The following is a 12,944-nucleotide window of genomic DNA, read 5'->3' as shown; positions in this document are numbered from 1 at the left end:
AAGCCGCACTGCGGAACGCAGCGACCACGGCACCATCGGACGGTGCCCATGAAGGCATGATGCGGGCGCTTGCTTCGCTGAAGGCGTAGACCGGGTACCCTAATGTCCACGGGTCTATGCCCCGCCGACCGCCCGCACCAACGAAGACGTCATCCCGCAGGTTTTCGGATATTTTTTGGGCTGCCTCTCGCGCGCTTGCGCGCACGCGAGGGGAAAATCTGAAATAGCGATAGCGCTGAGCTTGGCAACCGGTCCCATGCCCGTCTGCCGCCAAGTCGTGATGACCCCCCCCGGGGGTATCGAAGGACTCGCCAGAAATGGTTTTTGGCGACCGGTTCGACCCCAACGCGCACATTTTTCCAATTGAAAATATGGGGGTCGGGTCAACGTTTGGGATCGAAAGAAACTCAAAAGGATGCAAATGTACCCCCGCAAAATCAACTGAACTCCACAACCCTCCTGAAGAAGTCAGCATGCCAAGACTGGTAGCCTTTATCATCGCCCTCACTGCAATCACGACATCTGTGCATGCATCGACCCTACATGAGGCCTGCCAGATGATGGGTAGGTTCGCAGAGGAAACAATGAAAGCCCGCCAGCACGGGATTCCGCTTCAAAAGGTTCTCGATATCGCGGCAAAGAGCGATGTGGAGATAATGCGCAAGGCCCTCCGGGCAATGGCAATCGAGGCGTGGAACCAGTCGCGTTACGGCACCGAAGAGATGCAGGACCGCGCTATTGGCGAATTCCGTGACCAAGTACAGGTGACATGCCTGCAACAGGGTGGCTTATAGGCTCAAACCATCATTCTCGTGGATTGGTCGCCGCCTGTGGACGATGATGACCCGGCGGAGGAGTGGTTTAGGTAGTTCAGTACCAATGGAAATAGACGCCTATTGGGAATATCGCACCAACTGCAGCTGCAGCAGACGCAACTGCGGCAACGGCCAACTCCCATGTTCCTAAGGTAATGCGCTGTCGCAATACAACGGCCTGGCCACGCCAATATAGCTGGCCAGCTTCGTCAATCTGAAAGCCGTCTAATTCGTCCATGCCGATCGTTCGAACTGCCATCATGTGTCCTTTCGCTGTCGGTTGCCGCGCCAATGTTGCGAAGCGGAAAGTCCGATGAAAAGGTCGCCGCCAGCAACTAAGCCGGCGACGACCGATGTCAGTTAACTCACGCGCACTCGGGGAGTGCGAGCAAATTGTCACTCCAGTGGCCGTCGGCGTAGGTACGGACGTACTTACCGTTCTGCCCTATGACCACACCGATATTGGCGCGCTTGCCGCCGACCGATGTGTAGAAGGTAATTGTCTTTCCTTCTATCCATTGGATGACTTGAGCTCTAGTCCATTTCCCGGTCGAATTTCCGAGGTGGGTAATACCTTCATGTGTCTTCTGCCGAGGCAGTTTATTGATACAAGTCACCTGAACGTCTGACATAGAATGCTCCTTTCGAGCGAAGTGGAGCATTCGCATCTGGCACCTTGGGAGGATGTTTATCCATGGTCGTAGCTCCTGTGGCGTTGCAAATAAAGCCTCAGGACGCTAGTTACCGACCTGCTAGGGAGCGGACTCGCGGTCTTGTTCGTCCACTCGGCGCCACACATTTACCGCGAGTACGCTTAAAGACAGAGGCAGGCGACGAATCATCGCCTGCCTCTTTTCTATGCGGAACTTGATTAGCAAGTAAACAGATAGCCTTTTTCTTCACAACAACAATCTGTGAAGCAATTATGTCAGCATTGCTGGCATATCGGCGCACCGCATTCCTTGCGGCCTTTTTCATTAGTTCGGAGACTTGTTGGTCAGAAGAGCCACTAGCACCTTTTGCATCGCTAGATGCTGCGGGCTTTTGACGTCCACCTCCCAGGCAGAATATCGGCTGTGCCAATCGAAATGCTCAGCCCGAGGGCTCGCCGAAATGCCTTGGGTTCGATGCCTACCGCTTCGGCCATATCTGTAGCGGTTGTGGCCTTTCCTTTCATCTTTTCGCCTTTCGCCAACCGGCAGTTCGCGCTTCGGCTTCAGAGCAGAACCATTTCTCCCCCTTTGCCTCGGCAATCTTCGTATCGGCATAGAACTTCTGCCCGGGCACGTGATAGATGCGCTCGCCTTCGGCCGAAATGTTGCCCTTGATGTTGCAGCCAGAGCCAAGCAGGCCGAAGCCGGTCGATTGCTCGCTGACGGTCTCGACCTTGTCGGCGTTCGCGTCCCGCCAGTCCCATGGCTGATCGAAGCGGCCCTGCCAAACTCCGCGATGCGCGGCGACAACAGGGTTCCGAACCGGAAGCAAAATGTCCATCGATCATTGCGCAGCACCCGCGTCCGGCATTCAGCGTAGCATGGCTGCCCGGATGAAGACCGCAGCGGCCAGAACGACGATGGCGGCAATCACCAAGACCGGGCCATATCTGCGCGGCTGGACGTCCGGCTGGTCCTCAGCGGGCGCATCGCATTGGCATAGCTCACCTGGTTGGTGAACTTCGGCGCTTACGAGGCCGACATCGCATCTTTTGCCGGAGCATTGCCGGCGGACTCCGCGAATCGATGCCGGGCGCGAAGGGGACCGACCCGGGCACCGTCGCGGCTGCGGCTCCCGTGGAAACGGACGCCTCGCGCCCTTTGCGGGCTTCGCACAAAAGGTGCTGCGTCGGTCATCATCGGAATCCTTTTCAGGGCATCAGTGTCTTGAAAGCTCCGACGAGCGGAAAACCAGCAGAACCTCCTTCCAGGAACAAAGGGCGATCAAGCGGGTTAGGCTGCCGGCGAGAAATCGGTAATCAAGGAGCAAAGATGCTTGGAAAGCTTCGCGCCGGTTGCGCGGCGGTTCGGCAACAGCATCACGCATGTCGAGAGTGGTCATGCCTATCCACATCGCGGCGGCCGCTAGTGGTTCGCGGCATGAATAGGACAACAGCAGCCGCCGTGCTGCTTGGCGCCGGGTTGGCTGGCCTGGCGTTGTACAACGGCGCTCGCGCCAAACGCGCGCTTTTCTCGCGTGCGTCGGGGCGCTTCGTCGAGGCGGCAGGAGTACGCCTGCACGTCCTTGAGCAGGGCAGCGGGATGCCGTTGATCCTGCTGCACGGAAACGGGTCGTCGGCCGAGGATTTCAAGACCAGCGGCATGCTCGACGAGGCGGCCAAGAGATACCGGGTGCTCGCCTTTGACCGGCCCGGCTTCGGCAGGAGCACGCGACCGCGAGGAAAATGGTGGACGGCGGCCGCGCAGGCCGATCTCATTCATGCCGCCGTCGCGCAGCTTGGGATCGAAAGGTATCTCGTTCTGGGGCATTCCTGGGGTGCGTCGGTGGCTCTCCAGCTTGCGCGCCGTCATCCCGCCTCGGTCGCCGGCATCGTGCTTGTTTCCGGCTACTATCATCCACCGCCGCGCCTCGGCCTCGTACTGGCGGCGCTGCCGGCCTTGCCTGTCGCCGGTGGTGTTTTCCGCCACACCTTGCTGCCGCTGCTTGTGCGGATTACCTGGCCGCTGACCATGGCCAAGATATTCAGCCCCGGCATAATCTCTGCCGAGTTTGCTTCGTCGACAAAGGACGTCGTCAGCCGGCCATCGCAACTGCTCTCGATCGCTGCGGAGGCGGCACTGATGCTGGCCGCGGCACTGGCCGGCGGCCGCTCCGCCCGGTACAAGGAGCTGTCGCTGCCCACCGGTATTGTTGCCGGGGCCGGCGACCGGTTGTTCGACGCCCAGGCCGAGGCTATTCGACTGCAAGCCGAAATTCACGGTTCCCTTGTCGATATCATCCCGCACGCCGGCCACATGGTCCACCACGCCGCACTGAAAGCCGTTCTCGCCATGGTCGACAAGGTCGCTGCTGCGGGCAGGGGCGAACCTGCATGATCCACTTCACCGCCAACACGCATTTCAGCGATCCTCGTATGGCGCATCGATCACCGTCGCTCCCAACGGAACGCCGGGCGCCGCGCGGCCGTTGTCCCGGGATCGGAAGGTGAGACGTGGATAGAGAGACCTCCAATGCCGGAAAGGCTGAGCAGCTCGAGCAATTTGATGGCGCGTCTGCGAAACAGTGCGAACTTGCAACAGGAGGAGAAGGCGACACACCGCCAGCTGCCGCGGTAGCTGCGGCATTGCTCAGCGCTTTGGAAACCACTCGAAATGGGGACCTGCTCCATATCGCGAGTTCCGAACGCAGTGCCGCTGACATCACACAGGCATTGCGCCACTTCCTCCCAGCAGCTGACATCCTGTATTTGCCGCCGTGGGATTGCCTGCCATACGACAGGGTGTGGCCCACTCGCGCCACTATGGGACGGCGGGTCAGCGTTCTTCATGCTGTTGCGGCCGCTACGAAAGGACCCCGCATCACGGTTACTTCGGTCGAATCTGCCCTACAGAGGGTACCGCCTCCCTCGGTAATCGGCCAGGGTTTCGCCACCCTGCAGATTGGGCAAAAGGTGGACCCGAGGGCACTTCGGGTATTGGCTGAGAGAACTGGATATGTTGTCGACGATCGGGTCGATGAACCAGGCGAGATAGCCATCCGCGGCGATCTTATCGACGTTTTTCCTGCTGACCGTGACTGCCCTATTCGTGTTGTACTGGGGGTTGGCGGCGCCATCTCCGAACTTAAGACATATGACCCAATCACTCAACGAAGCGAGCGATCGCTGCACAGAGTCTTAGTTGGCCCGGCGTCCGAGCTCATGTTGGAAGCTGGCAACGAGTTCGACCCTGCAGCGATGCGCACGATCCCGATGGAGGAACGTCTAGTCTCGCTCTACTCCGACTTGCCGGCGCTCTTCGATGTGGCATCAACAGCTTCCATCTGCTTCCTGGATGGATTGGAAGAAATCTCGCTCGCTCGCGTCTTGGACCTCATAGAGGACGCGTGGCGCGGCAGGCGGCAAGTATCCGCGATGGCGCGGCCCGCGGCGAAACAATTTTATTTGTCGCGTGAGGAATGGGACGACTCGCTACGGGATCGCCATTGCTTGCGTCTTACGATCCCGGTTGGCCGAATTCCCAAATTCTTCCACCTGCCGCGAGCCGCGCACGAATTCGCCGAGTTCGCCCAGGCGCGCGCAAGCTCGGGATTTAGTGTGGTGGTCACAGGCGAAGCTTCGGAACTGCGCCGAGCAGAGCGGCTGCTCGACCGTAAGTTCGGTCGCAAGATGGACCCAGTCGCCGATTGGCCGCAAATCCTCTCTGTCGAAAGAGGCTCTCTTCTCAAGGCGGAATTCGATCTCACGGACGGCTTTGTCGACGAACCATCCCGAATTGCGGTCATTGCGGCAGCGGACATATTCGGCCCGTCATCGACTGCAAACGCGGGCTCCGGTGGCGGCATAGTCGAACCCGAACTGCGGGTCGGCGATCTGGTTGTCCATGAAGACCATGGCGTGGGCGTCCTTGCCGCGATCGAACAAATTGAAGTGGCTGGCCTGCAACAGGATGTCGTGAAGCTTGAATATCATGGTGGCGCTTCCTTGCTGGTTCGAGTGGAGGAGTTTGGCCGTATATGGCGCTATGGATCCGAGCCAGATGCGATAGCCTTGGACCGACTAGATGGTGAAGGCTGGAAGAAGCGGCGCCAGTCTGTAGTCCGCGAGATCGAGAAGGTGGCCAAGCGGCTGGTCGCCATTGCGAATGCCAGGTCCTCCCAGCCCGCCGAATTGATCAAGCCGCCGCGTGCCGACCTTGCTCGCTTCGCGGCGCGATTCCCTTACCCCGCGACCCCCGACCAAGCCGCCGCAATCCGAGCCGTGATGGATGACCTGTCGTCGGGCAAAACGATGAACCGGCTGGTCTGCGGCGACGTCGGCTTTGGAAAGACCGAGGTGGCGCTTCGGGCGTGTGCTGCGGCCGCGTTTTGCGGCAAGCAGGTTGCTATCGTTGCGCCCACCACGGTGCTCGCGCGTCAGCACTACGAGACGTTTTGCCGGCGTTTCGCAGGGTTCAACATCCAAGTTGCTCACCTTTCCAGGGTGGTCGGATCGACAGAGACAAGGAAAGTGAAGGACGGTCTGAGAAGCGGCAACATTGCAGTCGTCGTCGGGACCCATGCTGTTGCGGCCAAAGGGGTGGCCTTTAGCGATCTCGGGCTGCTCGTAATCGACGAAGAGCATCGGTTCGGGGCCAAGCTGAAGCAATCACTGCGAGCGTTGGCGCCATGCCTCCACACTCTGACCATGAGCGCTACGCCGATACCCCGCACGCTTCAATTGGCAATGGCGGGCGTGCAGGAAGTCAGCGTCCTGAACACACCACCTGCCAAGCGGCGTCCGGTTCGCACCATCTTGGCTCCTTTCGATGCCGGTTCGGCCAAGGCCGCTCTATTGCGCGAATACCGCCGCGGAGGACAAAGCTTCTTTGTCGTACCACGCATAGATGACATCGAGACTGCCGTTGAACAACTGGGCAGGCTGGTTCCGCAGCTCTCGGTGAAGATCGCGCATGGCGAAATGAAAGGGCGTGAGCTGGACGAGATAGTTGTCCGGTTCGCCGCAGGCGAAGGCGACATTTTGTTGGCCACTGACATCATCGAAAGCGGACTTGATATACCGCGGGCAAACACCATTCTCGTATGGCGGGCTGACCGTTTCGGACTTGCACAACTCCACCAGCTTCGGGGTCGTGTAGGCAGAGGAAGGATGCAAGGCATTGCACTTCTCTTGACCGAGCCCGGCAAGGAATTGGCTGACGCCACAAGGTCCCGGCTTTCGGCTCTTGTAGCTCTCGACCGGCTTGGCTCTGGCCTGGCCATCAGCCAAAGGGACCTCGACCTGCGCGGCGCCGGCGATCTTTTCGGCGAAGAACAGGCGGGCCACGTCAAGCTGATCGGCGTCGGGCTCTATCATCGACTGCTCCAGCGTGCCTCATCGATTGCTCGAGGCGTGCCCGGCTCTGACACGCAACTTCCGGACATCAACTTGCAGGCCGGAGGGTCATTCCCAGAAAGCTATGTGCCGGAGCCAGCCATACGCCTCAGCCTGTATTCGCGGTTGTTCCGCATGAGCACGCATTTTGATATCAATGCATTTGCCGATGAGGTGGAGGATCGCTTCGGAGCCATGCCGAGCGAAGTGGCCACGCTGCTGGAGGTAAGCCGACTGCGAATAGATGCAGCGGAGTTAGGCTTGAGCCAGGTCGACGTAGGACCCGAAGCGATTGCGATCTCCTTTCGCACAAAGGCCTCCGCATCGGTCCGGCAGAATCTTATTGGGCTGGACGGGTTCGAATTTCGGCGAGGCCGCTTGATCTGCAGGCCATCAACCAAAGCAGGTGTCGCAAAACTCGAAGTTCTACGAAGCGTGATCGATTCCATTCGCTCGGCACACCCAGCACGTGAGCTAAACGCCAGAACGATTGCCGGTCAAAGCACAACCGGCCCTTAGCGGCCCAGGCTGCGAATTGCGTGTACCGACATATTGTTCCACGAGAATCTTCAAGCTGTCGCACCTCGCCTTTTCAGAGCGTCACAGGACTCACGCCGGGGGTCATCGACGCCGTTTCAAAATCCCCGACTATGCGCAACCGAGCGCGCAGCTCACATCGTGAAGAGGCAGACACGCCTCAGGGCCGCTGAGGCGGTGTTTCGCCACCGTTCTCGCCTCAGACTCTCGCGATTGGCTAGGGGTGGATTACAAGACGCATGTTCTGGCGCAACCGCGACTTCTAGAATGGTCGCCGGCTATGTCCGCTTCCAGAACGTGGCAAAGCTGACCTTAACGGCTTAAACGCGGCGCACTGGCTCAGCCAATACCGGCGCACTAGCGAACGATCAGTTCGGCGCGCCCGCTTCGGAATTCGTGCTTGGTAAGAAATGAAACGATCGCTGCAGCGATTTTGCCTCCGCCCTGTTCCGAAGGCTCGATGGCGTTGGCAAAGTCGGCGTCCTCGTCGCAGATAATGCGAAGGTCGATCACTGGAACGCCGCGCCCAGCGGCTGCCCGTGTAATGCAGTCATTGAGGACCGAGAGGGCCGTTACCGCAATGCGCCTCTCCTCAGGGTTTGCATACCGGACGTCGTAGATCGTACAAACGGCGGTGGGCAGTTTGACAGCCAGAACGGCATCCAGCGTCGACCGATACTCTAGGCAAAACTGCTCTCTTATTTCGGCCAGTTTTAGCAAGGCGTCGGCGACGGACCGCGACGGAGCGTCCAAAACAGAGGAAACGCCGAGCGCGTCGTTACCTCCCATGCTGACCACCAGATGAGTGGCGTCGGCTGGCAGACGGTCCAGCTGCTGGCGCACCCCTGCCATGACGCTGCCGTCTACGGCAAGCAGGTCGGCCGACCATCCGATCGGAAGCTGGCGCACCAAATGGGCCAGTACATCTGCTCCGCCGGTCACATAGGCACGATTGTCAAAAACCGAATCGCCAAGAAGCACAATTTTGTTCGTCATACCCGCATCCTCGGCGAAACTGGCTTGCATGGGCGCGAATGCCGGTCCCGCCGCAGCGGCCAGCAAGAAGCTCCTCCGCGATACCGGGAACTTGACCAGACTTGCGTCTCCATGGGCTCTCGCTCGCCAAGTAGTTAGCGGCGAGGCCGGGTGCGGCAACACCGTCCGAATTAAACGCCGGTCGCCCCCAGACGATTGGTCGCTATGTCTCTGGAGGGCTCCTTGCTACCTGAAATCAATTAAGCTGCCTAAACCACGGGACTTTCGATGAGAACGGCCGCGCTCGCTCGGCATAGTATTCTACCCTCCTTGCAACAACGACAATGGAGAGCAAGATGACCAGCACCAATAATCTCTACAGCCGACAGCTTTTAAGAGAAGATCAGCGCGAGGTCGACTTCCAGTTCAGGACCGCTGGTCGGGATGACAAGCTTTTAGCTTCATCTGAGCGCATACAAATAGGCCGCGATGTCGCGAGCCTCCTGCTCCGAAATGCCGGTCGAAGGCATTGCCGTATGCGGATTGATTTCCCTGGCGACCCGAATCCAGCGGATCAGGTTCTCTGGATTATTGGACAAAACCCCGCCGACATAAACCTTGGTGGCCAGCGTGGCGTCCAAGCGCGGGCCGACCAGTCCATGCGCGCCGGGGACGCCGGTGATTGTATGGCAACCGGCGCAACCATTGGCCATCATGATCGATATGGCACGGGTAGCAATGCCACCGGTTGCATTATTGGCTTCCCGTATGACCCTATCAGTGCGTTGTAACCACCATGTCAGCGCCGCTAAAATCGCCAGCACGACAATGGCGCTCGTGCCGAAAACCAGCCTAGACAGGTCGGAACGCAAGCGACGCCTCCCGGCTCTTCTGTCCGCTCGAGCGGATCCACAAGCCCGCCAGCAACAAAGCAGCTCCGCCGTAGATCAGGCCGGCCGGAACCCACATGACCAGGCCGGCGAGTTGCTGGTCCTCAAGCGGACTGAGGCGCCACAATTGCGCGCCGGCGGCATTGTCGGGGTACCAAAGTCTCGGCGAGACCACGAGCAGCACCCCAAGCAGACCGGTGTGCAGCGAAGTGAAGAAGAGATGCATGACTGCGCTGCCATAGGTTTGTTCACGGCCGGGACGCGGCAGCAGCGCCCACCAGAACAAGACGCCGGTGCCGAAGAAGCTGGCATGCTGGGCATAGTGCAGGAAACCGCGTTCAAGCGCAGCCTCGAACAGCGCCGGCACGTGCCACGCCCATATCGCGATAGCATGCAGGATGGTGGCGGCGACGGGACGGCTCGTCGCGGCCCAGACGGCCTGAAGCATTTTCGCGTGCCCGGCTGCGCCAAGCGTCTGCCGTAGCGAGATCGGCAGTGCCCACATCATCGCAGCCACCGGACGGGAGGCGACCAGCAGAGGCGCTGCGACCGCCATGAGCAATTCGTGCTCGATCATATGTGCGGTGAACACGCGCTCGCCCAATGCATGAAGCGGGCTGACGAGCGCAGACGCCAATACGGCCCAGCCCGCAGCGAACAGCAGGGCCTGTCGCGATCGCAACGGGCGGCCGCGACCGCTCCTACGCCACAGTCGAATGGCGCCTGCCGCATAGAACAATGCGATCGTCGCCAACGGCAGCGTGATCGGCAGCGCCATCGTCCACCCCGGGGCGCTGCCGCCATAGCAGATCGAGGTCGAGAAGAGCGCATCGAAGCTCATCGCACACACTCGTCGAGAATGAGCGAGGCGGCGCCTTGCATGATGATGACCAGCGCAAACAGCACTGCAGTCAGAATGCCCAGATTGCCAACAAAAGCTTCAGTGCCGCGCGTGCGCTCCGGTTTGAAGGAGGCGCCGCCCTGTTGCCGTGCCCGCCACGATAGCGCCCCGCCAACCAGAGACATTATCGCAAGCACCAGTGCGATGAAGGGTATGACAGGAATCCGGTGGGCGCACTGCCATTCCACAACGGCGTAATTCAGTTGCGTCGACACGGCCCAGGCCAAAGGCCCCGACAAGAGACCGGCCCATGAGGTGCCTGACTGAAGCGCGCGCATCTCAATCAAGCCTCGGCATCCAATAGATTAGGAGATAGATCGGAATCCAGGTCACGACCACGAAGTCCCAGTAGAAGACGTTGTCACCGACGTCAGCGAAACGTCGGCCACTGTTGGCGTGGCGCGTGAACATCAAAGCGGTCAATACCAGCGTGTCGCCGACATCGGTGATCAGGTGCGCGGTGTGCAGGCCGAGCATGACCCAGAGCATCGAGCCGTAGGCGTTGGTGTCCCAATAGATGTTGAGGGCTGGAAACTCGAACCAGCGCACGACAAGCGGCGCGATTCCGAGCAGCGACATGACTACGAGGCCGATGCGCACTGGCAGCATCTCGCAAGCCTCGGCATGGCGCTTTAATATGTGGTTGGGGACCAGGCTGGCGAGCAGCAAAAGCGTCACAATCGTGCCCGGCCAGTGGTTCGGCGTCGGCGCGCTCAAAGGCCGTTGCGGTGTCAGGTACGCGAGGTAAAGATAACTCCCCGCCGCGATCGCAAATCCCATGCCTTCGAGCGCCATGAAGGCGAGAGTACCCCACCAGGTCGGGGTGCGCGGTCCGTGCCCGAAGGTCGGGAGCTCGGAAAGATCTACGGCAGGACGCTGTTTCATTCCTCATCCTCCGCACCGCCTTTCGGCCAGAACCAGCCGATCAAAGTGATGGCGATCGGTCCGGCTCCCCAAACCACTGCCCATGGGCTGAAGATCGAGTAGAGAAAGGTACCCCCGACTGCGAGGGCGGCGAATAGCGGCCAGATCGACGGCGTTGCCGATTTCTCGCGCACGTCCGGATACGCCTCCGCCACTGTCGAGACGACCAGTTCGCGTGCATCGACCCGAAGCCCCGTCGCTACGGGAAGCGTTCCGCGTTCGGCCCATAGCGGCTCGACGTGCATCACGACCGGAATGCGCGTGAAATTGTAACTCGGCGGCGGCGATGACGTCGCCCATTCCAATGTGCCTGCATTCCAGGGATTGTCGCCGGCCGGGTCGCCCCTCAAGGCGCTGTGCACCAGATTTATGGTGAAAAGCGCGAAGCTCACAAACAGAACGACCGCGCCAGCGGTGATGAACAGATTGATGTCACCCCAGCCGAGCTCCGCCGGATAGGTGTATACCCGTCGCGGCATGCCCCAGATGCCGACAATGTGCATCGGGAAGAACGCCGTATTGAAGCCGATGAAGGCAAGCCAGAAATGCCAGCGCCCGAGGCGCTCGTTCATCATCCGGCCGGTGATCTTGGGAAACCAGAAATAGGCGGCGCCCAGCAAGGGAAATACCGACCCGCCGATGAGCACATAATGGAAATGCGCGACCACGAAATAGGTGTCGTGAACTTGCAGGTCCAACGGCACCGAAGCCAGCATGACACCGGTCAGACCGCCGGCGACGAAAATGAAGAAGAAGCCGAACACGAACAACATCGGCGTCCTGATGATCGGCCGACCGTCCCAGAGCGTCGCCAGCCAGCAGAATATCTGCAGGCCGTTCGGAATGGCGAGCAACATGCTCGATGCGGTGAAGAAGCTCGCGCCGAGCTTGGGCAGACCGGTGGTGAACATGTGGTGGACCCAAAGGCCAAACGATAGGAACCCAACGGCGATCAGCGACAGCACCAGCCCTAGATACCCAAACACCGGGCGCCGTGCGAAGGCGGCGATGATCGAGGAGACCACCCCGGTCGCCGGCAGGAAAATGATGTAGACCTCGGGATGGCCGAAGAACCAGAAAAGATGCTGGAAGAGCAATGCGTCGCCGCCTTCGGCGGGGTTGAAGATGTGGGTGCCGACCAGCCGGTCCAGGATCAGGAACGTCGAGGCGATCATGACCGCCGGCATCGCGAACACGACCACGAAGGAGGTGACCAGCATCGCCCAGACGTAGAGCGGGATCTTGTCAAGCGACATGCCAGGGGCGCGCTGCTTCAGAACCGTCACGATGGTTGCGACAGCGATCGCTAGTGCAGAGACCTCGGTGTAGGTGATCATCTGCGCCCAGACGTCGGCGCGCTTGCCTGGTCCGAATTCGGGACCAGACAGCGGCACATAGGCGAACCATCCGACATCAGGCGCCATGTTGAGCGCGAATGACACCCAGGCGAACATGCCTCCCGACAGAAAGATCCAGAAGCTGAAAGCAACAAGGCGCGGAAAGGCGATATTGCGGGTGCCGACCATCAGCGGCACAAGGTAGATGCCGCTCGCCTGCACGATCGGTACGGCAAACAGGAACATCATCGTCACGCCGTGCATCGTGAACAACTGGTTGTAGAGGTCCGGCCCGATCAGCCCGCGCTCGGGGCCCGACAGTTGGACGCGCATGGCGACCGCGTTCAGCCCACCGAGGCACAGGAACACGAAGGCGGTGATCAGGTAGCGCCGCGCGACAATTTTGTGATCGACGGTCGAAAGCGCGCCGATGATGCCAGGTGCGGTCTGCCACGTTCGCACAAGCCAGCGGTCAAGGCTGGCATCGTCGAGGCCGGTGTCGCGCGGGCCGTCGCGCTC

Annotated in this window: 12 protein-coding genes; 3 read left to right on the top strand and 9 right to left on the bottom strand. The window is 60.2% G+C overall.

The annotated features are described in order from the left end of the window. The first annotated feature begins 317 nt into the window (after positions 1-317). The gene (locus E5W87_RS14215; RefSeq protein ID WP_292398160.1) at positions 318-794 is read left to right on the top strand and encodes a hypothetical protein; all 477 of its coding nucleotides are present in this window, start codon (positions 318-320) and stop codon (positions 792-794) included. 386 nt (positions 795-1,180) lie between these two features. On the opposite strand, the gene E5W87_RS14210 is transcribed toward E5W87_RS14215, so the two are convergent. The 3 genes from E5W87_RS14210 to E5W87_RS14200 all read right to left on the bottom strand — a co-directional run bounded on the left by E5W87_RS14210 (position 1,181) and on the right by E5W87_RS14200 (position 2,870). Then, positions 1,181-1,447, bottom strand: coding sequence for a DUF3892 domain-containing protein (locus tag E5W87_RS14210; protein WP_292398158.1), 267 nt, complete (start codon positions 1,445-1,447; stop codon positions 1,181-1,183). Between the two features lie 541 nt (positions 1,448-1,988). Beyond that, positions 1,989-2,309: a hypothetical protein gene (locus E5W87_RS14205; protein ID WP_292398156.1), complete on the bottom strand. Its 321-nt coding sequence runs from the start codon at positions 2,307-2,309 to the stop codon at positions 1,989-1,991. A gap of 378 nt (positions 2,310-2,687) precedes the next feature. Then, entirely contained in the window at positions 2,688-2,870 is a 183-nt protein-coding gene (locus E5W87_RS14200; protein WP_292398155.1) for a hypothetical protein, read from the bottom strand. 38 nt (positions 2,871-2,908) lie between these two features. Here E5W87_RS14200 and E5W87_RS14195 point away from each other — a divergent pair, with 38 nt between their 5' ends. Next, entirely contained in the window at positions 2,909-3,865 is a 957-nt protein-coding gene (locus E5W87_RS14195) for an alpha/beta hydrolase (RefSeq protein WP_292398153.1), read from the top strand. Between the two features lie 116 nt (positions 3,866-3,981). Beyond that, on the top strand, positions 3,982-7,380 hold the full coding sequence (locus E5W87_RS14190; protein ID WP_292398151.1) for a DEAD/DEAH box helicase: 3,399 nt from the start codon (positions 3,982-3,984) through the stop codon (positions 7,378-7,380). Positions 7,381-7,755: 375 nt separating this feature from the next. On the opposite strand, the gene E5W87_RS14185 is transcribed toward E5W87_RS14190, so the two are convergent. The 6 genes from E5W87_RS14185 to ctaD form a co-directional block, all read right to left on the bottom strand. After that, positions 7,756-8,460: an SGNH/GDSL hydrolase family protein gene (locus tag E5W87_RS14185; protein ID WP_245461415.1), complete on the bottom strand. Its 705-nt coding sequence runs from the start codon at positions 8,458-8,460 to the stop codon at positions 7,756-7,758. 374 nt (positions 8,461-8,834) lie between these two features. Beyond that, on the bottom strand, positions 8,835-9,245 hold the full coding sequence (locus E5W87_RS14180; protein WP_292398148.1) for a c-type cytochrome: 411 nt from the start codon (positions 9,243-9,245) through the stop codon (positions 8,835-8,837). Further along, a complete protein-coding gene (locus tag E5W87_RS14175; protein WP_292398147.1) occupies positions 9,226-10,104 on the bottom strand; it encodes a cytochrome c oxidase assembly protein in 879 nt (292 codons plus the stop codon). Before E5W87_RS14175 ends, E5W87_RS14180 begins: the two co-directional genes overlap by 20 nt. Then, the gene (locus E5W87_RS14170) at positions 10,101-10,379 is read right to left on the bottom strand and encodes a hypothetical protein (RefSeq protein WP_292398145.1); all 279 of its coding nucleotides are present in this window, start codon (positions 10,377-10,379) and stop codon (positions 10,101-10,103) included. Before E5W87_RS14170 ends, E5W87_RS14175 begins: the two co-directional genes overlap by 4 nt. 64 nt (positions 10,380-10,443) lie before the next feature. Next, the gene (locus E5W87_RS14165) at positions 10,444-11,049 is read right to left on the bottom strand and encodes a cytochrome c oxidase subunit 3 (protein WP_292398143.1); all 606 of its coding nucleotides are present in this window, start codon (positions 11,047-11,049) and stop codon (positions 10,444-10,446) included. Next, positions 11,046-12,944, bottom strand: a 1,899-nt coding sequence (gene ctaD, locus E5W87_RS14160) for a cytochrome c oxidase subunit I (protein WP_292398141.1), incomplete at its 5' end; no start/stop codon positions are given. The genes ctaD and E5W87_RS14165, both read right to left, overlap by 4 nt.

The organism is Mesorhizobium sp. (genome assembly GCF_004962925.1).
Taxonomy (GTDB): domain Bacteria; phylum Pseudomonadota; class Alphaproteobacteria; order Rhizobiales; family Rhizobiaceae; genus Mesorhizobium.
This window is presented reverse-complemented; position numbering and strand designations above follow the sequence as displayed.

Excerpts from the sequence above, each read along its gene's own strand:
- E5W87_RS14215 (WP_292398160.1), top strand. The coding sequence starts at position 318 with ATGGTTTTTGGCGACCGGTTCGACCCCAACGCGCACATTTTTCCAATT.
- E5W87_RS14210 (WP_292398158.1), bottom strand. The coding sequence starts at position 1,447 with ATGTCAGACGTTCAGGTGACTTGTATCAATAAACTGCCTCGGCAGAAG.
- E5W87_RS14205 (WP_292398156.1), bottom strand. The coding sequence starts at position 2,309 with ATGGACATTTTGCTTCCGGTTCGGAACCCTGTTGTCGCCGCGCATCGC.
- E5W87_RS14200 (WP_292398155.1), bottom strand. The coding sequence starts at position 2,870 with ATGACCACTCTCGACATGCGTGATGCTGTTGCCGAACCGCCGCGCAAC.
- E5W87_RS14195 (WP_292398153.1), top strand. The coding sequence starts at position 2,909 with ATGAATAGGACAACAGCAGCCGCCGTGCTGCTTGGCGCCGGGTTGGCT.
- E5W87_RS14175 (WP_292398147.1), bottom strand. The coding sequence starts at position 10,104 with ATGAGCTTCGATGCGCTCTTCTCGACCTCGATCTGCTATGGCGGCAGC.
- E5W87_RS14165 (WP_292398143.1), bottom strand. The coding sequence starts at position 11,049 with ATGAAACAGCGTCCTGCCGTAGATCTTTCCGAGCTCCCGACCTTCGGG.